The organism is Flavobacterium sp., from assembly GCF_044339515.1.
Classification (GTDB): Bacteria; Bacteroidota; Bacteroidia; order Flavobacteriales; family Flavobacteriaceae; genus Flavobacterium.
Genome location: NZ_JBIIVK010000007.1, coordinates 48,817 through 67,913 on the forward strand (window position 1 = coordinate 48,817; position 19,097 = coordinate 67,913).

Genomic DNA, 19,097 nt, shown 5'->3' on the forward strand with positions numbered 1-19,097 from the left:
ACCGCAATAAAGCGAAGGTTTGGTAGTTCAGTTGGTTAGAATACATGCCTGTCACGCATGGGGTCGCGGGTTCGAGTCCCGTCCAGACCGCTAAAATTGGGAAAATTTTTAAAAGCACTTTGGTAACAAAGTGCTTTTTTGCCCAAAAAAGCATTGAAAATAGTTGTGTTGTTTTGGACGACCGAAAGGAAGTCCTGGTTTAGTAGTTAGACCAATGAAAAGCTTTCCACTTTGTGGATAGCTTTTTTGATTTATAGTAGTTTCATACTCAGTTTGTCATTCCGACGATAGGAGGAATCTCATTTAGAATTATTTCATTACGATGATTATCCACCGCCACTTTTTACTCCACAAACCCTACGGCTACCTCAGTCAGTTTGTCTATGAACTAAAACGAACCAAGAAGCTGTTGGGAGAATTACACAATTTTCCTCCGGGAACTATGGCAATTGGTCGTTTGGATGAAGATTCTGAAGGCTTAATCATTCTAACTACTGACGGAATGATGAGTGAAATAATACGAAGCAAAAAAGTAGAAAAAGAATATTATGCTCAAGTAGATGGCATTATTACTCAAGAAGCTGTCGAACAATTACAAAACGGTGTTTTAATTGGTTTTAAAGGAACCAAATACAAAACCAAAAAATGCCAAGCTAAGTTGATTGACAATCCAAATTTTCCGGCACGTTCACAAAAAATCCGCGATGAGCGTCACGGACCCACTTCTTGGGTTTCGATTACTTTAACCGAAGGAAAGTTTAGACAAGTTCGTAAGATGACCTCTGCGGTTGGTTTTCCCACGCTTCGTTTAGTTCGTGTACGAATTGGAAATTTTAACTTAGGCGATTTACAATCCGGTGAAGTGAAAGAAATTGATAGTGTTTTGGGAGTTTAAAAATATTCTTGTCTTAAAATCAGCGAATCAGTGGCTAAAATCAAATATGATTAGTAGGAAACAATTAAATTATTAACGATTCAACCACCAAATACTACCATTCAAAAGCGTCGCAAAACTTACCCAAAGTAAATACGGTATCAATAATTTACTGGCCAAAGCGTCAATCGGTTTAAATAATTTGATGGTTTCCAAAATCATCAACCAAAGCAACAAAATTTCAATGAAAGCCAAAAACGGATTGCACATTCCAAAAAACAAAAAACTCCACAACGCATTTAAAATCAATTGAATGGCAAAAACCCACAGTGCTTTTTTTACTAAAAGAGGAACAACTTCCATTTTGCTCCAAACTAATCCGGCACTCACGCCCATCATCACATATAAAAGTGTCCAAACCGGAGCAAATAACCAATTCGGTGGATTAAAGATAGGTTTGATTAACGTTGGATACCAAGTTTCAATGGAAGATTGTGTAGCCATTCCGGCACCATAACCAACCGCTAAACAAACTATGACAGCAATCGCAATTTTGAGAGATTTTGACATGGTAATTTTTATTCAAATGTAACAAATCTGTTGTCAAAAAAGAGGGAATCATTCAAAAAATGTATCTTTGTCAAAAATAAATTGCATGCTTACGCCTTCTGATTTTATTCCGAAAAATTATTCTCAAACAATCGAAAAGGGCAGTTTTCAATGGTCAGCACCAAGCAACATTGCCTTAGTAAAATATTGGGGAAAAAAGGAAAATCAAATTCCTGCCAATCCATCCATTAGTTTTACGTTGAAAAATTGTAAAACCATTACAAATTTATCTTTTTCTAAAATTGACAAAACAGATCATTTTTCTTTCGATTTGTTATTTGAAGGAAAACCAAAAGAATCGTTCCGACCGAAAATTCAAAAATTTTTGGAACGAGTGGAAGTGTATTTACCCTTTTTAAAAGACTATCATTTTACGATTGATACACAAAATACTTTTCCACACAGTTCAGGAATTGCTTCTTCCGCCTCCGGGATGGCGGCCTTGGCAGTGAATTTTATGAGTTTAGAAAAAAAATTAAATCCCGAAATGACGGACGAATATTTCAACCAAAAGGCTTCATTTTTAGCTCGTCTAGGTTCCGGTAGTGCTTGTAGAAGTGTAAAAGGCGAAGTAGTCATTTGGGGAAATCATCTGGAAACACAAAACAGTTCAGATTTATTTGGGGTTGAATTTTCAACACTTCATCCTAATTTTAAAAATTATCATGACACAATTTTACTGGTTGACAAAGGCGAAAAACAAGTTAGTAGTACGTTAGGTCACGATTTGATGAATGGTCATCCCTTTGCCGAAAAACGATTTGAACAAGCTCATCAGAATTTGTCGAAAATGAAAGCTATTTTAGCCAATGGAGAAGTTGACGAATTTGTAAAATTGGTTGAAAGTGAGGCATTAACTCTTCATGCTATGATGATGACATCGATGCCGTATTTTATTTTGATGAAACCCAATACGCTGGAAATCATTAATAAAATTTGGAAATTTAGGGAGGAAACCGCTATTCCGGTTTGTTTTACGTTGGATGCCGGTGCAAATGTGCATGTGTTGTATCCCGAAAACGTTAGAGAAGAAGTTTTGCAATTTATTAAGAATGAATTAGTTGTGTATTGTCAAAACGAACAGTATATTTGTGACGAAATTGGAAACGGAGCTCAATTGATAATGCATAATTAACAATTGACAATTCTTGATATGGAGAAAAAAAATGTAATTAAAGAAAAATCTTTTGAATTCGCAGTAGAAATAGTTTACCTTTATAAGGTTTTAGTTGATAGAAGAGAATTTATTTTATCTAGACAGCTACTTCGTTCAGGAACATCAATTGGTGCAAATGTGAGAGAAGCAGAACAAGCGGAAAGCAAAGCAGATTTTATTCACAAATTAGCAATTTCCTTGAAAGAAGCAAATGAAACAGAATATTGGTTAGATTTATTATTTGAAACAAAGTTTATAAATGAAATAGAATTTCATACTATAAAAGTTAAGAATATTGAGATTTTAAAATTGCTGACCAGTATTATAAACACATCAAAGTCAAAATAATTATCAATTATTAATTGTCAATTATAAATTAAATATGAAAGGACCACTTTTTTACTCAAAAATTCTTCTTTTCGGAGAATACGGAATCATCAAAGATTCAAAAGGGCTTTCGATTCCGTATAATTTTTATAACGGAGCATTGAAAGTGAGTGAAAATCCGTCACCTGAAGCTATAAAATCCAACGAAAGTTTAAAGCGATTTGCGGTCTATTTAGCTCAATTGCAAACCGAACAACCGGAGTTGGTAACGTTCAATCTGGAAGTTTTAAATCAAGATATTGAAAGAGGAATGTACTTTGATTCCTCAATCCCACAAGGATATGGCGTGGGAAGTAGCGGAGCTTTAGTGGCTGCTATTTATGATAAATATGCCAATAATACCATCACGGTTTTAGAGAATTTAACCCGTGAAAAATTATTGCAACTAAAAAATATCTTTTCTCAAATGGAATCTTTTTTCCATGGTAAAAGTTCAGGATTAGATCCATTGAACAGTTATTTAAGTTTGCCAATTTTAATCAATTCCAAAGATAATATCGAGCCAACCGGAATTCCATCTCAGGTAGCCAATGGGAAAGGAGCTGTATTTTTGTTAGATTCCGGAATTGTTGGAGAAACAGCACCGATGGTCAACATTTTTATGGAAAATTTGAAAGACCAAGGTTTTCGTACCATGCTGAAAAACCAATTTGTAAAATATACCGATGCCTGTGTAGAAAACTTTTTACAAGGCGACATGAAATCCCTTTTTAGTAACACTAAGAAGTTATCTAAAGTGGTATTGAATAATTTTAAACCCATGATTCCCGAACAATTTCATCAAGTTTGGCAAAAAGGGATTGACACAAACGATTATTATTTAAAATTGTGTGGTTCCGGTGGTGGTGGTTATATTCTAGGTTTTACTCAAGATTTGGAAAAGGCCAAAGCTTCCCTAAAAGACTATAAATTAGAAGTAGTTTATCAATTTTAATATATACAAAAATCAAGATAGGCCCTTGATTTTTGTCTTACACTATGGCATTATCCAGAAAAAACAAATTGATTCTTATGAAAATAATCAGTTTGTTTTCTGTAGTGAGAGGCTATAATATTCCCATAATCATTTTAGCTCAATATCTTTCGGCCATATTTATACTTTCGCAAGAAAAAAGGGCATTAAATGTTATTTTAGATTTCAATTTGTTTATCATCGTGTTGGCCTCTTCGTTAACAATTGCGTCCGGCTATATTATCAATAGCTTTTACGATAGTCAAAAAGACTTGATTAACAAGCCTAACAAAACGATGTTGGATCGTTTGGTTTCCCAAAAAACGAAACTACAAGTATATTTTGGACTTAATTTTTTTGTATTTCTGATAGCAACTTTAGTTTCTTGGCGTGCCGTTTTGTTTTTTTCGGTTTATATTTTTCTGATATGGTTTTATTCACATAAAATAAAAAAGTATCCGATTGTTGGAAATATAACCGCTGCATTGTTAGCCGTTTTACCTTTTTTTGCTATCCTATTGTATTATCAAAAAATTGATGCGATTCTTCAAAATTTGAATAATGAAAAGTACTATGTCATTTTTGCACATGCTTCATTCCTATTTCTATTGATTTTGATTCGCGAGATGATTAAAGATTTAGAAAATATTAAAGGTGATTTAGTTCAAAATTACCGAACTATTCCGGTGATTTTAGGGGAAAATTTTTCCAAAAAAATCATTACATTTTTAGTTTTTTGTACCGTGATTCCGGTTTATATTCTTATCGAAATGTATGATGTGGGCTATATGGATATTTATTTTTACACCAGTTTTGGTGTGCTTATTTTTTTCTTGCTAAAATTATGGAAATCCGATTCAAAAGAAAATTACCTTCTTTTGCATAACATTCTCAAAATTATCATTGTGGCCGGAGTTTTTTGTATTGTTTTAATAAAACCTTCTGTGTTACTTAACGGTAGAGAAGTACTTGCTATCTAAAAGCGGAAAAACAACTTCTTAAACCAATTTTCAATTCCGTATCTTTGCAAAAATTTTAACGATGAATAAAAAAGACGGAAGCAGCAGAAAATCAACTTCCAACAAAAATACAAAAGGAAAACCAAGCGGTTTTAGTAAACCAAAACCGGCAATGGCAAAGCGTTCACAAAAACCTAAAAAAGCCACTCCTAATCCAGATGCTACTCCAGCTAAACCTAAAGTGAAATCAGATGATATTCGCTTAAATAAATACATTGCCAACTCCGGTGCTTGTTCACGTCGTGATGCGGATATTTACATTCAATCAGGAAATGTAAAAGTGAATGGCGAAGTGATTACCGAAATGGGATATAAAGTGAAACCCGGAGATGTGGTAAATTTTGATGGAGCAACCATTATTCCAGAGAAAAAAGAATACATTTTGTTGAATAAACCCAAAAATTTTACCACTTCAGTAGAGGATGACCGTGATATGCGAAATGTTTTTGAGTTGATTAAAAATTCAACACAAGCAAAAGTGCAACCCATTGGCAGAATGGATAAAAATACCACAGGTTTACTGCTTTTCACCAATGATACTGATATGATTCGAAAATTCAGTTTACCGAATCAAAAGTCAACAAAAATATATCAAGTTACGCTTGACAAAAATTTAAAGTACGAGGACTTAGAGAAAATCGCCGGTGGGGTAACTTTTGAAGAACATAAATTGTATGTGGATGAAATTAGTTACATCGAAGACCAACCTAAAACGGAAGTTGGAATTAAGTTAAGAACGGCCAATGTTAAAGTGGTTCGTGCAATTTTTGAAAAGTTTAAGTACGATGTGTTAAAAGTAGATCGGGTTTCTTTTGCAGGTTTAACCAAGAAAAATCTACCGAGAGGAAATTGGCGATTTTTGACAGAGCAAGAAATTATTAACTTGAAGAATTATTAATGAATTCGCAGGAAATCACCTCAATAGCTTACAAGTGGTTTGAGGCATTTAATCAGCATAATTTAGAACAATTACTGTCTTTGTATGATGATAATGCTCAACATTTCAGTCCTAAACTAAAAATCAGAAAACCGGAAACCAATGGTTTAGTAATCGGTAAAGAAGCCATGCGAGAATGGTGGAAAGATGCGTTTGATCGATTGCCAACATTGCACTATAAAGTAACTTCGTTAACGGCAAATACGGATAGGGTATTTATGGAATATGTACGTTCTGTAGAAAATGAAGAAGATATGCTCGTGGCTGAGGTACTTGAAATTCGAGATGGAAAAATAGTTCTCTCCCGAGTTTACCATGGTTAATAAAAAATAAAAAATCCCGAAATGATAGTCACTCGGGATTTTTTTGAATTAAATTAACCTACTTTATTTATTTTGATTTTTTATCTAAGCCTCGTTTTTTCAATAATGGTTCGATACTTGGTTCTGCTCCTCTGAATTTTTTATACAAATTCATTGGTTCTTCTGTTCCTCCTCTTTCTAAGATATTTTTACGGAAAGAGTTTGCTTTTTCCGCATTGAATAAAGATGTTTTTTTAAACTGATCAAAAGCGTCCGTATCTAAAACTCCAGACCAAATATAGCTGTAATACCCAGCAGAATAGCCACCTGAGAACACATGACTAAAATAGTTTGCTCGATGTCTTGGAATAATGGAACTAATTAAACCTTTGTTGTTCATTGAATTCAGTTCAAAATCATTAGCAGTTCCGCTGATTGTTCCCTCTGAAGTGTGAAAATCCATATCTAAAAAGGCAGAAGCCAAATACTCTACAGTGGCAAAACCTTGTCCATAAGTACCGGCATTAACTAACTTTTGAATTAAAGCATCCGGAATTACTTGTCCGGTTTTATAATGTTTTGCATACATTTTTAAAACTTCAGGATCTGCAGCCCAGTTTTCCATTACTTGCGAAGGCAGTTCAACAAAGTCTCTTGAAACACTGGTTCCGGCCAGACTTTTATACGTTACATCGGATAATAATCCATGTAAAGCATGTCCAAATTCATGAAAATAGGTAGTGACTTCATCAAATGTGAACAAAGCCGGTGTGTTTTCCGTTGGTTTAGAAAAATTACATACAATCGAAATGACGGGTGGAATTCGTTTGCCATTGTCTGTAGATTGTGGGCGATAAGAGGTCATCCAAGCACCACCACGTTTTGAATCTCTTGGATAAAAATCCATATATAGAATCCCAACATGATTTCCGTTTTTTTCAGTTACTTCCCAAACGGTAGCTTCGTTATGATAAGTGGGAACATCTTTTAATTCTTTGAATTTTAAACCGTATAATTTTTCGCAAACCATAAAAACGCCTTCGGTGGCAGCCTCCAAACTAAAATAGGGTCTTAATTCTTGTTCGTCTAAATCAAATTTTTGTTTTCTGATTTTTTCGCTATAATAACGCCAATCATAGGGTTGAACCTCTCCTTGTATTCCTTCGTCCATCATCATTTTCTTAATCTCAGCTTCTTCCACGGTGGCTTTAGCCAATGCTGGTTCCCAAAGTTGATTTAAAAATTCCGTTACTTTTTCTGGAGTTTTTGCCATACTTTCTTCCAAAACATAATGAGCATGGGTTTTATAGCCTAATAATTTTGCTTTTTCGGATCTCAGTGAAGCCAAACGAATGGCATTGCTATTATTGTCAAATTCATTGCCATTGTTGCAACGGTTTTTATAGGCAGTCCAAATTTGTTCTCTCAATTTTCGATTAGAAGCATATTGAAGGAATGGCATTACACTCGAGTTTGACAAGGTGATAACCCATTTGCCTGGTTTACCTTTTGCTTTGGCAGTTTCGGCAGCTGCATCAATTAAATCAGCAGAAAGACCGGCTAAATCTTCTTTGTTATTAATAACTAACTCGTAATTATTGGTTTCTGATAGAATGTTTTGACCAAATTTTAAAGTCAAAACAGCCATTTCACTATTTAATTCGCGAAGACGTTGTTTGTCTTTTTCATTTAAATTGGCACCACTTCGCACAAATCCTTTGTAAGTTTTCTCTAAAAGTTTATGTTGTTCAGGGTTTAATTTTAGTTTATCTTTTTGTTCCCAAACGGTTTTTACTCTGGTAAACAATTTGTCATTAAGATTGATATTATCCCGGTGAGCCGACATTGAAGGAGCAATTTCTGTAGCTATTTTTTGAATTTCTTCATTGGTGTTGGCCGAATTCAAATTATAAAAAACGGTGGACACATTGGACAATAATTCGCCTGAATTTTCTAATGCCAAAATAGTGTTTTCAAACGTTGGAACACTTTTGTTATTTACAATTGCTTTTATTTCAGCATCTTGCTTTTTTATACCCTCTTTTATAGCCACTGTAAAATGCTCATTCTTAATTAAATGAAATGGTGGAACATTAAAAGGTGTGTTATACGAATTGAGAAAAGGATTAGTGGAAAACGATGTTTTGAGTTCTTGTGCTTCAATTTGAGTAGTAGAAATTCCCATAAGCATGAGTACTAAAATTTTATTTTTCATTGGTAACATAATTTATGTTGCCAAAGTAATGATTTTTTGACGGTAGGGTTTTTAGATTAACTTATTTTTAAGACAAAAAGCCAATCAAAATCAATGATTGGCTTTAAAATTGAAACTTAACTTTTTTATCTGCTTTCCTCCCGCATGATGTAAATCCAGCCGCTCTTAGATTCGCCATTTCTGAATTCAATGAAGTAATAATAAGTGGCAGAAGGTAACTCTTTTCCATCATCAGTCTGGCCGAACCATTGATTGGTATAATTGTTCTGTGTGTACACTTTTCTTCCATAACGATTAAAGATGGAAAGTTTTTCTACATCCAATAAGGCTAAATCGAAAAAGTCATTTAAATTATCTCCGTTGGGCGAAATTCCTTTTTGAATTCCACAAAAAATCGTTGGAATGCTGATGTTTTCTTCTGCAAAACAGCCGTCAATAGAGGTAGCCCTTACCGTAAAGAATAATGGAAAAGTTTCAGTCTGAGGCGTACTTCGGATGTATTCAGTAATGTTAAAAGTGGAAGAGTTTGTTCCGACAACCGTACCATTTTCATTTATCCAGGAATAATCTGTTAAAATCACATTGGAGTTGTCATTAAGTTCTACACCAATGGTGAATTGGTTGTTTTCACACTGGTCAAAAATTTCTATCGAAAAAGTAGGTAAAACAGCAATAGTAGTTGAAAAACCAGTTGCACAAGATGTACTTGCTGGTGTAAAGGTATAAAGTGTATCGTTGGTGGAATTAATTGTTGATGGATTCCAGGTTCCGATTATCCCGTTTTCAGATTCAGTAGGTAATGTTTCAGCATTACTATTGAAACAAATTGAAGAAGGAAGCGAAAATACAGGTGTAATTGGGTCATTTACAATTACATTCAATATAAAACTTTCGGCACAATCATCTGAAGGTTCAAAAGTATAATTAGCTGGCTTTGTATTGTCTATTGATGCCGGAGTCCAAACACCATTCATACCATTATTATCTAAGGTCGGAAGACTTGGAACAGTTTCACCAGAGCAGATGGTTAATTGATTTCCAAAAGAAAAAACAGGAGTAACCTGTGTTGAAACAGTCACAGTTAAAGTAAAACTTTCGACACAAGCATCTGTTGGTTCAAAAGTATAATTAGCTGTTTGTGTATTATCTATTGATGCCGGTGTCCAAATACCATTCACACCATTGTTATCTGTGGTTGGAAGATTTGGAACAGTTTCACCAGAGCATATGGTTATAGCATTTCCAAAGTTGAAAACGGGTGTAACTAATTCATTTACAATAACCGTTAAAATAAAATTTGATGCACATTCAGAATTGTTAACTATAAAAGTATAAGTATTTCCTACTTCATTATCAATCGTAGCAGGCTCCCAAAAACCATTGACACCGTTGTTGTCTTCCGCGGGTAAGACAGGTATTTCATCACCTGAACAAATGGTAAGATTGTTTCCAAAATCGAAAACAGGTGTTGGAAAGTTGTTGACTGTAACCGTTAAAATGAATGTAGTAGCACATTGGTTTTCATCGGGTGTAAAGGTGTAGTTTCCGGATTGTGTGTTGTCAATCGTAGTAGGATTCCAATTTCCGGTTATACCATTGTTATCAGAAGTCGGTAAACTTGGTACAGGTTGATTGAAACAAATTACGATAGTTTCACCAAAATTAAATACAGGTACAGCTTCATTATTCGGCTGGTTTAGAGCCACTTCAAGTGACTGACTAAAACATCCGGTTATTATATCTCGTACAACAACGGTATAATTTCCGGGTTCTAAATCTTCAAAAAACGGATTGGTTTGAAATGAAATACCGTTATCAATACTATATTCATACGACGAAGAAGACACATTAATAAATTCTCCAACATTTGTATAGTCTTGCGGGTCAATAACTTCCCAATCAGCAGCATTCCACGTTGAGCTTGGAGCGGAAGCAGTAGCTAATCTTCTGTATGTGTATCCGGGTTCATTGTTTGGAGTAAATGCTTCACCATCTATTCTTCCCCATACATCAATTTCAGCATCGGCAGAGTTTGTCAAGCGGATGTTGTCATCAATATTGACTCCACCACAACCTGCAAATACCAAATCAGGAACCACTCCTCCTTGATTCCCATTACTTCCAATCGAAATGATACGCACAGAATTAGTATTAATCAAACCACTCAGTAACAAATTACAAGACGGATTGGTGTTTCCATTATTGTATACTTTAATACGATAATTTGATAAATCAATAGTACTCCCGGTTCCATTGAACAATTCAATGTATGTTAAAGAACCAATCGATTCATCGGTAACTTCAGAGATAATCAAGTCAGAATATAAATTTCCACTCGACACCGGACTAGTTACCGTTATACTCCCAATTGGATCAGGACAAGTGGGTTGAACAACCGTAACCGTTGGTAATAGCTGGTTATTTTGTAGAAATAAAACAGCTAATGTTTCGTTACTTTCACAACCGTTTACAGTTTGAGTAACATAATAGGTTGTATTATTCACTAGAGGTGTATCTGATGTCAAAGGAATTGTTCCATCAGCATCTGCATACCATTGTAAATTGGTTCCATTCACTACTAAAAAATTTAGTGTAAAAACCACAGTTAAAGGGCTACAAATAGTTTGAGTCGTTTCTCCGGTTGGAGCAGCAGGAGCAGGGTTGATGGTTAACGTAACTGCTGTTCGAGTTAAACTAATGCAATTGGAAGTTTCATTTTGTCCTTCAGCATAATAAGTGATACTTCCAACAGTTCCCAAAGTTGGGTTTGTTACGATATTTCCATCTACTTCTGCATCATACCAAACAATAATTGAACCATCTGATGTTGTTGCATTTGCTGTTAATGTTTGAATCGGACTTGCCTCGCAAACCGTTTGATTTCCTCCTGAAGTGGGCGGATTTACCGTCGGATCGTTTAATACTACTGAATTATTTACCGTTGTGGAACAATTGTTAATTGCAAAATTAAAATTACTATAATTTCCGGCTGTCAGATTTGAAAGGATAAATTCACCATTATTATCAGCCGTAATTGAATTAGGACCAATGGTGGAACCTCCATCTGAATAAGAAAATGCATAGGTTGAATCCGGATTCAAATTCGAAAGGGTTATACTTCCATCAGCACCGGAACAAGTGGATGGATTGGATGATATAAACGTTGGATTGGTTCTCACTGAGAAGAAGGCTTTATAATTATTTCCACCGTCGTTAACAAAAACAATGTCATCACATTCTGTGGAAGAATTCAAATCTCCAGTGGCTTCAAAAAATACTTCCAACACATAGTTTCCGGGAGCAAACGTTGTTAAGTCAATTGGTGCAAAAGGAGTTGTTTCCCCATCAGCAATAACTCTTTGCCATTTTTGATCACCTTCGCCACAGGGTCCACCGGAAGGGAATTCACTAATTGCCGTGTTACAGTCATTAAAAAATGGAAAATCAATAGTGTTAAATCCGCCGGGAATATCTGATTCAAGGTAAATTCGGTAGTTCATTCTAACACTACAAGCATTACCGTTGCTGTTTTTAAATGTTTTCACTTCACCACCGCGTAATATAAACGTTCCGGAGTTTTGAATAAAAACACCAAAATTGGTATTCGTAAACACATTTTCAGGTGGGCCAATCAAGCTCGGACCTTCGCCGGTTGTGTTAAAAAAGTTGGAAGTAGTACAATCTGTTAACCAAACAGCCGAGGCAAAAGTCCCGAAATTTTGGCTAAACAGAGAGGAGAATGAAATTAAAAACAAAGAACAGAAAAGTTTAGTAATTCTTTTCATATGGATTTTAAATTTGATTTTAGACTATATTATGAACTAAGGTAAGTATTTTTAAAGAAATCTAAATTAGGGGAACGTTATTTTTATAAAAAAGCAATTCGCAAACGTTATAGTTTGATAAATAAATTTTTTGAGATAAAAAAACCCCAACTTTCGTTGAGGTTTAGTGCGGGTAAAAGGACTCGAACCTTCACACCTTGCGGCACCAGATCCTAAGTCTGGCGTGTCTACCAATTTCACCATACCCGCGGGCGAATAAAAACAGTAGCTGTTTCAATAAGTGGGTGCAAATATAGAGATTATTTTGAATTTTAATCAAGAAGAATCAATTTTTTTACCCTTAATTTTTTCGTACTTTTGAACTTTATCATTTTTACTTTTTATAATGGACAACATAAAAAATTACGTTCAACAAAACAAAGAACGATTCATAAGTGAACTGATTGATTTACTTAAAATTCCATCCGTAAGTGCTGATTCGGCTTATGCTCAAGATGTTATAGATACTGCCGAAGCCGTAAAAGCCAGCCTCGAAAAAGCCGGATGCGACCTCGTGGAACTCTGCGAAACTCCCGGTTATCCAATTGTTTACGGAGAAAAAATCATCGACAAGAATTTGCCAACCGTTTTGGTGTACGGACATTACGACGTGCAACCGCCCGACCCAATGGATTTATGGACTTCGCCACCGTTTGAACCGGTAATCAAAACTACCGAAATTCACCCTGAAGGAGCTATTTTTGCAAGAGGATCTTGTGACGATAAAGGGCAAATGTACATGCATGTGAAAGCATTTGAGTACATGATTGCCAACAATTGCTTGCCTTGCAACGTCAAATTTATGATTGAAGGAGAAGAGGAAGTAGGTTCAAAAAGCCTCAGCTGCTTCGTAGAACGCAACCAAGTAAAACTAGCCAACGACGTGATTTTGATTTCTGATACCGGAATGATTTCCAACCAACAACCTTCCATCACAACAGGTTTAAGAGGTTTAAGTTATGTTGAGGTAGAAGTAACTGGACCCAATCGTGATTTACATTCTGGTCTGTACGGCGGTGCGGTTGCCAACCCAATCAATGTTTTGACCAAGATGATTGCGTCACTTCACGACGAAAATAATCAAATTACCATCCCCGGTTTTTATGACAAAGTGGAAGAACTTTCTACTGAAGAAAGAGCCGAAATGGCCAAAGCACCTTTTTCACTAGACGACTACAAAAAAGCATTGGATATTGCCGACATTCATGGCGAAACCGGATATGTAACCAACGAACGCAACTCTATCCGACCCACGTTAGATGTCAACGGAATCTGGGGAGGCTATACCGGAGAAGGTGCCAAAACCGTGATTGCCAGCAAAGCGTACGCCAAAATTTCCATGCGATTAGTGCCGAACCAAGATTGGCAAGAAATCACCGAATTATTCAAAAACCACTTCGAAAGCATCGCACCCAAATCGGTTAAAGTGAAAGTTACCCCACATCATGGTGGACAAGGTTACGTAACGCCCATCGACAGCATCGGCTATCAAGCGGCCAATAAAGCTTACACTGAAACCTTTGGTGTTCCGGCTATTCCTGTTCGTTCAGGTGGAAGTATTCCGATTGTCGCTCTGTTCGAAAAAGAATTAAAATCCAAAACCATCTTAATGGGATTCGGTCTCGACAGCGATGCCATCCATTCGCCCAACGAGCATTTCGGAATCTTCAATTATCTCAAAGGAATCGAAACCATTCCGTTGTTTTACAAATATTTTGTGGAGTTAAGTAAATAAATCAACCGCAAATTCGCAAATTATATTACCGTTTATTCCGTGGAGTAAGCGGTTTTTTTATGGCCCCATTTCGGGCTATTCGCTGCAAGTCCTCGTCCGTTGGTTGGTTTTTTGTCGGGTTGGGCTCGGCTTCCGTTGGTCGCCGGCCCAACCCGCAAAAAGCACAACCCCCGTCCTGTGGGCTTTCCGCTGCTATCCCGGGTGCAATCTATACTTTCAATCTGCATTTTTTAAAAATATTCTTCCAAAAAATTTGCACAATAAAATTTATATTCTACATTTGTAGAGTTAATTCTAAAAACATAGAGATGAATTTGTCCAATGCAGAAGAACAATTAATGGAACATTTATGGAAACTTGAAAAAGCATTTATGAAAGAATTGCTAGAAGTTTATCCTGAACCAAAACCAGCCACAACCACAATAGCTACACTATTAAAAAGGATGATAGACAAAAAATTTGTTGATTATCAAGAGTTTGGCAATTCACGACAATATTATCCATTAGTTAAAAAGTCCGATTATTTTTCAAAACACGTCAACGGATTAATCAAAAATTTCTTCAACGATTCGGCTTCGCAGTTTGCCTCTTTCTTTACAAAAGAAACGAATCTAACTGAAAAAGAACTGGAAGAACTCAAAAAAATCATTGACGTAGAACTTCAAAAAAAGAAAAAATGATCGATTTTATCATCAAATCATCCTTCAGTCTAAGCGTGTTTTTCATTTTCTATAATTTATTTTTAGAAAACGAAAAGATGCATTTATTCAATCGGTTTTATCTTTTGATTACATTGTTGTTTTCGCTTGTTATTCCGTTTATAACCATTCAAACGGCAAAAGAAATTCCGATACAAGTTTTTCAAACCATCATTTCAGAACCAATTTTAACAAGCCAAAAAGAAAAGTTGGCATATCAATTCAATTGGAATGCTTTCCTCACTATCGGCTACGTTACAGTTATGGTTATATTGCTTCTTCGTTTCACAAAAAATGTATTTATTTTATTCAAAAAAGCAAAAACAAGTTCATCTGTTTATTTCAAAAACACTAAAATCATTTTATTAGACGAAAAAGTTATTCCACACACTTTTCTCAATTTTATTTTCGTCAATAAACACGATTTTCAAAGCAATCAAATTCAAGAAGAATTGTTTGCTCACGAACTTGTTCACATTCAACAAAAGCACAGTTTAGACATACTTTTCATCGAAATTCTAAAAACAGTATTTTGGTTTAATCCGCTTTTTTATGCTTACAAAAAAGCAATTCAATTAAACCATGAATTTTTAGCCGATGAAAATATTGTAAAAAAATACAACAATGTTCCGTTTTATCAAGCCCTTTTGCTCAATACAAACGGAAGCAAACCGATTTACTTGGCCAGTAATTTAAATTATTTAGTAACCAAAAAACGATTAATTATGATGACAAAAAGCACATCAAAACAAATTGGCTTTTTTAAAAAAGCACTTGTTTTACCAATAGTATTAATGATTTTTATGATTTCATGTGTTCAAGAAAAACAACTTAGTGAGCTTGAAGTTGTTGAAACCACTTGGGAGGAAGCAATCGAAGTTCAAGAAAAAGCAAGAAGTAATGAATCTCAACAGCCTAATTATTATGATAATACTACAGTTGTTTTCAAAGACAAAGACGGCATAAAAAAAGAAGTGAAATATGCCGACTTAGACGAAGATCAGAAGAATCAAATTCCTCCGCCACCACCTTCTCCTCCTGGGAAAATAAAAGTATTACAGACTCAATTACAAAAATTTAAAAACAAAACCAATTATGCAGTTTGGGTTGATGGAATTGTCATTGAAAACGAAAAATTAAATTCATATAGCCCAAATGATTTTGTGTTCGTAACCGAAAGTTTTGTTCATAAAAATGCACGAAGCAAACGATTTCCGCAAGAAAAGCAAGTGCATTTATATTCAGAGAAAGGATTTAAAAAAGCATTTTTGAATAACGAGGATTACGCTCCTAATCAAACAATTTATTTAGACGGTACAAAAAAGTAACATGTAGTTTAAATCTAAAGTAAGTCCTGTAAGATTGTTCAAATCTTGCAGGATTTTTTCTAACCGCCATTTTTTCAACAAATTACAACAATTTAAAATTTTTGGCGTTAAATTTGTATCAATCATCATCAAAAATCAATCCTCATGCTCAAAAAATTCTTCCTGCTTTGTTCGGGTGCCGACAAGCAAATCATCGAAAGTTGTTCCAACGGCGAACAAAACAAATATGTCGGAATTGGTGCTACCGTTTTCTTTACGGCAGTGATGGCTTTTATTGCCGGCAGTTATGCACTTTACACCGTTTTTGACAACGTTTATATTGCGGTATTTTTTGGATTCGTTTGGGGTTTACTCATCTTTAACCTTGACCGTTTTATTGTTTCCACCATCAAAAAAAGAGACAGCTTTCTGGATGAATTCATTCAAGCTTCTCCCCGAATTGTGTTGGCGGTGATTATTGCTATTGTTATTTCAAAACCATTGGAAATCAAAATTTTTGAAAAAGAAATCAATACCGTTTTGTTGAAAGAGAAGAATGAAATGGCAATGAATAACAAAAAACAAGTGGCCAATTATTTTCAATCCGACGTAGATCAAAACAAAGCTCAAATCGACAGTCTCAAATCAGACATCCTGAAAAAAGAAAAAGAAGTCAACGATTTATATGCTGTTTATATTACCGAAGCTGAAGGAACAGCCGGAACCAAAAAGCTTGGAAAAGGCCCGGTTTACAAAGAAAAACGTGAAAAACACGATGCTGCATTACAGGAATTAGCCACTTTAAAAACCACCAATCAAGCCAAAATCGCTGAATTGGAAACAAAAGGCAAAACCCTTCAAACTGATTTAGATAAAAAAGTAGCCGAAACCCAACCTATCATTGATGGATTTGATGGGTTGATGGCTCGCATCAATGCGTTGGATAAATTACCTTGGTTGCCATCGTTTTTTATCATGTTACTTTTCTTGGCAATTGAAACATCACCCATTATTGCCAAATTACTATCACCACGTGGTGAATATGATTTTAAACAAGAAGAAGGCGAATTAGCCGTGAAAAACGTTTTGGCTCAAAATAAATACCAAAGTGATTTGCAAAAACAAACCGATGCTTCAATCTACGATAAAGTCTATGCCGACATTCGAGACGACAAAGGGTTATATGATTATAAGAAAAAACGAGCGATTGAATTGCTAGAATTACAAGCGGATGGTTTTGTGGAGAAACAGAAGAAAAGTTTATAGTCTAGTAAAAACTAAAAAGGATAAATACTCAAAAACCCTGTGAAATTTTCACAGGGTTTTATATTTAATTACATCATTTGCAGCTTTTTATCATCTAGCATTTTTGATTATTTATAAAGACTCAGATTTTTAGATTAGTCATTAGCAACTGCTAAATGTTTCCCCTTAATTTTATTATCAACAAAGCTACATTCAAAAGAAATTTTTAGATTGTGGTATTTATATTCTTTTTTTTGATGTAATTAAAAACAAAATATGATTTATTTATAGCTAATTGCTATTTGCCCAATTTGCCCAACAATTTTTAAGGAATCCTTGAACGATAGTTTAGAACCATCAGCATGAATCCATCTTTTTAACGGTTGCTCACAGATTAGTTCTTTTGCTTTTGTTGAACCATATGCTTTTTTCATTCGCATAAAAATTTCAACATCAAACAACCATTTGGTTAAAAATTTAGTTTTAAAAGTTTTTTCAATAATTTCTTTGGTCATTACTTTTGCACCACATTGGGTATCTTTTATATCCATACCTAATGTTTTTCTGATAAAGAAGTTGATTGTATTGTTAATAATCGCACTGCTAGATTCTTTGGTAATATCAGCACCCATCCGGCTCATTCTTGAACCAGTAACAATTTGAAAATCAGAGGTGGATATTGTGTTGACCAAATCTTGAAAATCTTCAAAATTTGTAGATAAATCGGCGTCTAAAAAACCTATATAATTATATTGATTTTTAGTGTTTAAGTGTAACATACCTAATCTAACAGCCTCCGCTTTTCCACCGTTTTTTTCACAATTATAAATACTGATGTAATCTTCTTTTCCTTTTCTCAATTTTTCAAGTACTTCCAATGTATTGTCTTTACTGCCATCGTTTACAAAGCATAAATGATAGCCTAAATTTTTATCAATAAATTTTTTAAATTCATCGGTTGGTAACCTTTCTGCTTCATTGTAACAGGGAATAACTACACCTACACAACCTTTTTGTATGTATTTTTCTGATGTTTCAGTTTTTCCAATTTCAATAGGTATAGCAGGACCAATTAATCTTTTTACACGTGCACCGATTTCAGTTAAACTAACCGGTTTTTTCATATAATCATCAATACCTAATTCAAATCCCTGAGAAATTATTGATTCATCTGTATTTCCTGATAAAACCATAATCGGAATTTGGTGGTTTTGTGTTTGTCTGATATATTTTACTAATTCTAAACCAACCGTGCATTGAGTTATAACTGAATTTTTTGAATTGTAGCGATTGATAATATCAGGCATATTTACATCAGAAATAATTAAATCCGGCAGAAAAGAATCATAAATAAAAATAGCTTCATAAATGTTATTCACACTTTTTATTTTGTAACCTAAGTCAGACAGGCATTTTTCTAGCGAGATTAAAACTAATTCCTGGTCATCAACTATTAATATTTTTTTCATGATATTTTTTAATTTTTTTCAATGTAAAGGAGCAAAAGTACTTTCGTTATTTTTATTTCATTTAATAATTAGACCAATACTAATTAAAGTATCGATGAATGGTAATTTACTGTAGATTTATCTTTTTTTCTTCAACACATTTATGTTCTATTTTTATTATAGATTATCATTAAGTTAGTGTGAAGGAAAACACCAATAAATATTAAATTGTTTCCTTGTTCTTTCACTATTGTTTCAAGGGAGTACTTTTTTTTTACTTGAGTAAACTAGTGATGCTTTAATGATAAAGTGTATTTCGCAATTGGAGACAACAAAGGTTTATAAGATAACAAGAAAAAAATAGTCATTGATTTTTTTGAATCACAAGC

The 19,097-nt window shown here is 34.5% G+C and carries 15 protein-coding genes and 2 tRNA genes; 12 read left to right on the forward strand and 5 right to left on the reverse strand.

What is annotated here, in order from left to right:
* Nucleotides 1–16 precede the first annotated feature (16 nt).
* Together ACIQ0M_RS03140 and ACIQ0M_RS03145 are read left to right on the forward strand one after the other, a co-directional pair.
* Nucleotides 17–90, forward strand: a tRNA-Asp gene (locus tag ACIQ0M_RS03140).
* 238 nt (nucleotides 91–328) lie between these two features.
* On the forward strand, nucleotides 329–895 hold the full coding sequence (locus ACIQ0M_RS03145; RefSeq protein WP_396149688.1) for a pseudouridine synthase: 567 nt from the start codon (nucleotides 329–331) through the stop codon (nucleotides 893–895).
* 72 nt (nucleotides 896–967) lie between these two features.
* Here ACIQ0M_RS03145 and ACIQ0M_RS03150 read toward each other — a convergent pair whose 3' ends face one another.
* Nucleotides 968–1,444 carry a TspO/MBR family protein gene (locus tag ACIQ0M_RS03150; protein WP_396149628.1) on the reverse strand — a complete coding sequence of 159 codons (477 nt, stop codon included), beginning with the start codon at nucleotides 1,442–1,444 and terminating at the stop codon, nucleotides 968–970.
* An 85-nt stretch (nucleotides 1,445–1,529) separates the two neighbouring features.
* Here ACIQ0M_RS03150 and ACIQ0M_RS03155 point away from each other — a divergent pair, with 85 nt between their 5' ends.
* The 6 genes from ACIQ0M_RS03155 to ACIQ0M_RS03180 all read left to right on the forward strand — a co-directional run bounded on the left by ACIQ0M_RS03155 (nucleotide 1,530) and on the right by ACIQ0M_RS03180 (nucleotide 6,257).
* Nucleotides 1,530–2,618, forward strand: coding sequence for a diphosphomevalonate/mevalonate 3,5-bisphosphate decarboxylase family protein (locus ACIQ0M_RS03155; RefSeq protein WP_396149690.1), 1,089 nt, complete (start codon nucleotides 1,530–1,532; stop codon nucleotides 2,616–2,618).
* An 18-nt stretch (nucleotides 2,619–2,636) separates the two neighbouring features.
* Nucleotides 2,637–2,987, forward strand: a complete 351-nt coding sequence (locus ACIQ0M_RS03160; protein ID WP_396149630.1) for a four helix bundle protein — start codon at nucleotides 2,637–2,639, stop codon at nucleotides 2,985–2,987.
* A gap of 34 nt (nucleotides 2,988–3,021) precedes the next feature.
* Nucleotides 3,022–3,960, forward strand: a complete 939-nt coding sequence (locus ACIQ0M_RS03165; RefSeq protein WP_396149632.1) for a mevalonate kinase — start codon at nucleotides 3,022–3,024, stop codon at nucleotides 3,958–3,960.
* A 77-nt stretch (nucleotides 3,961–4,037) separates the two neighbouring features.
* Nucleotides 4,038–4,958, forward strand: coding sequence for a geranylgeranylglycerol-phosphate geranylgeranyltransferase (locus tag ACIQ0M_RS03170; protein WP_396149634.1), 921 nt, complete (start codon nucleotides 4,038–4,040; stop codon nucleotides 4,956–4,958).
* 61 nt (nucleotides 4,959–5,019) lie between these two features.
* Nucleotides 5,020–5,895 (forward strand): pseudouridine synthase, encoded by an 876-nt coding sequence (locus ACIQ0M_RS03175; RefSeq protein ID WP_396149636.1) that lies wholly within the window; start codon nucleotides 5,020–5,022, stop codon nucleotides 5,893–5,895.
* Complete coding sequence (locus tag ACIQ0M_RS03180) at nucleotides 5,895–6,257, forward strand: nuclear transport factor 2 family protein (protein ID WP_396149638.1); 363 nt, start codon at nucleotides 5,895–5,897, stop codon at nucleotides 6,255–6,257. Before ACIQ0M_RS03175 ends, ACIQ0M_RS03180 begins: the two co-directional genes overlap by 1 nt.
* A gap of 67 nt (nucleotides 6,258–6,324) precedes the next feature.
* On the opposite strand, the gene ACIQ0M_RS03185 is transcribed toward ACIQ0M_RS03180, so the two are convergent.
* The 3 genes from ACIQ0M_RS03185 to ACIQ0M_RS03195 form a co-directional block, all read right to left on the reverse strand.
* Nucleotides 6,325–8,451 (reverse strand): M3 family metallopeptidase, encoded by a 2,127-nt coding sequence (locus ACIQ0M_RS03185; protein WP_396149640.1) that lies wholly within the window; start codon nucleotides 8,449–8,451, stop codon nucleotides 6,325–6,327.
* 125 nt (nucleotides 8,452–8,576) lie between these two features.
* A complete protein-coding gene (locus ACIQ0M_RS03190; RefSeq protein WP_396149642.1) occupies nucleotides 8,577–12,236 on the reverse strand; it encodes a gliding motility-associated C-terminal domain-containing protein in 3,660 nt (1,219 codons plus the stop codon).
* Between the two features lie 167 nt (nucleotides 12,237–12,403).
* Nucleotides 12,404–12,485: transfer RNA gene (locus ACIQ0M_RS03195), tRNA-Leu, on the reverse strand.
* A 136-nt stretch (nucleotides 12,486–12,621) separates the two neighbouring features.
* Between ACIQ0M_RS03195 and ACIQ0M_RS03200 the strand changes: the two genes are divergently transcribed.
* From ACIQ0M_RS03200 to ACIQ0M_RS03215, 4 genes are all read left to right on the forward strand, one after another.
* Nucleotides 12,622–14,010: a dipeptidase gene (locus tag ACIQ0M_RS03200; RefSeq protein ID WP_396149644.1), complete on the forward strand. Its 1,389-nt coding sequence runs from the start codon at nucleotides 12,622–12,624 to the stop codon at nucleotides 14,008–14,010.
* A gap of 308 nt (nucleotides 14,011–14,318) precedes the next feature.
* Entirely contained in the window at nucleotides 14,319–14,690 is a 372-nt protein-coding gene (locus ACIQ0M_RS03205) for a BlaI/MecI/CopY family transcriptional regulator (RefSeq protein WP_396149646.1), read from the forward strand.
* Nucleotides 14,687–16,036 (forward strand): M56 family metallopeptidase, encoded by a 1,350-nt coding sequence (locus tag ACIQ0M_RS03210; protein WP_396149648.1) that lies wholly within the window; start codon nucleotides 14,687–14,689, stop codon nucleotides 16,034–16,036. The genes ACIQ0M_RS03205 and ACIQ0M_RS03210 overlap by 4 nt, the downstream gene beginning before the upstream one ends.
* A 144-nt stretch (nucleotides 16,037–16,180) precedes the next feature.
* Nucleotides 16,181–17,281, forward strand: coding sequence for a DUF4407 domain-containing protein (locus ACIQ0M_RS03215; protein ID WP_396149650.1), 1,101 nt, complete (start codon nucleotides 16,181–16,183; stop codon nucleotides 17,279–17,281).
* Between the two features lie 260 nt (nucleotides 17,282–17,541).
* Here ACIQ0M_RS03215 and ACIQ0M_RS03220 read toward each other — a convergent pair whose 3' ends face one another.
* Nucleotides 17,542–18,729, reverse strand: a complete 1,188-nt coding sequence (locus tag ACIQ0M_RS03220) for a glycosyltransferase (protein ID WP_396149652.1) — start codon at nucleotides 18,727–18,729, stop codon at nucleotides 17,542–17,544.
* Nucleotides 18,730–19,097: the final 368 nt, after the last annotated feature.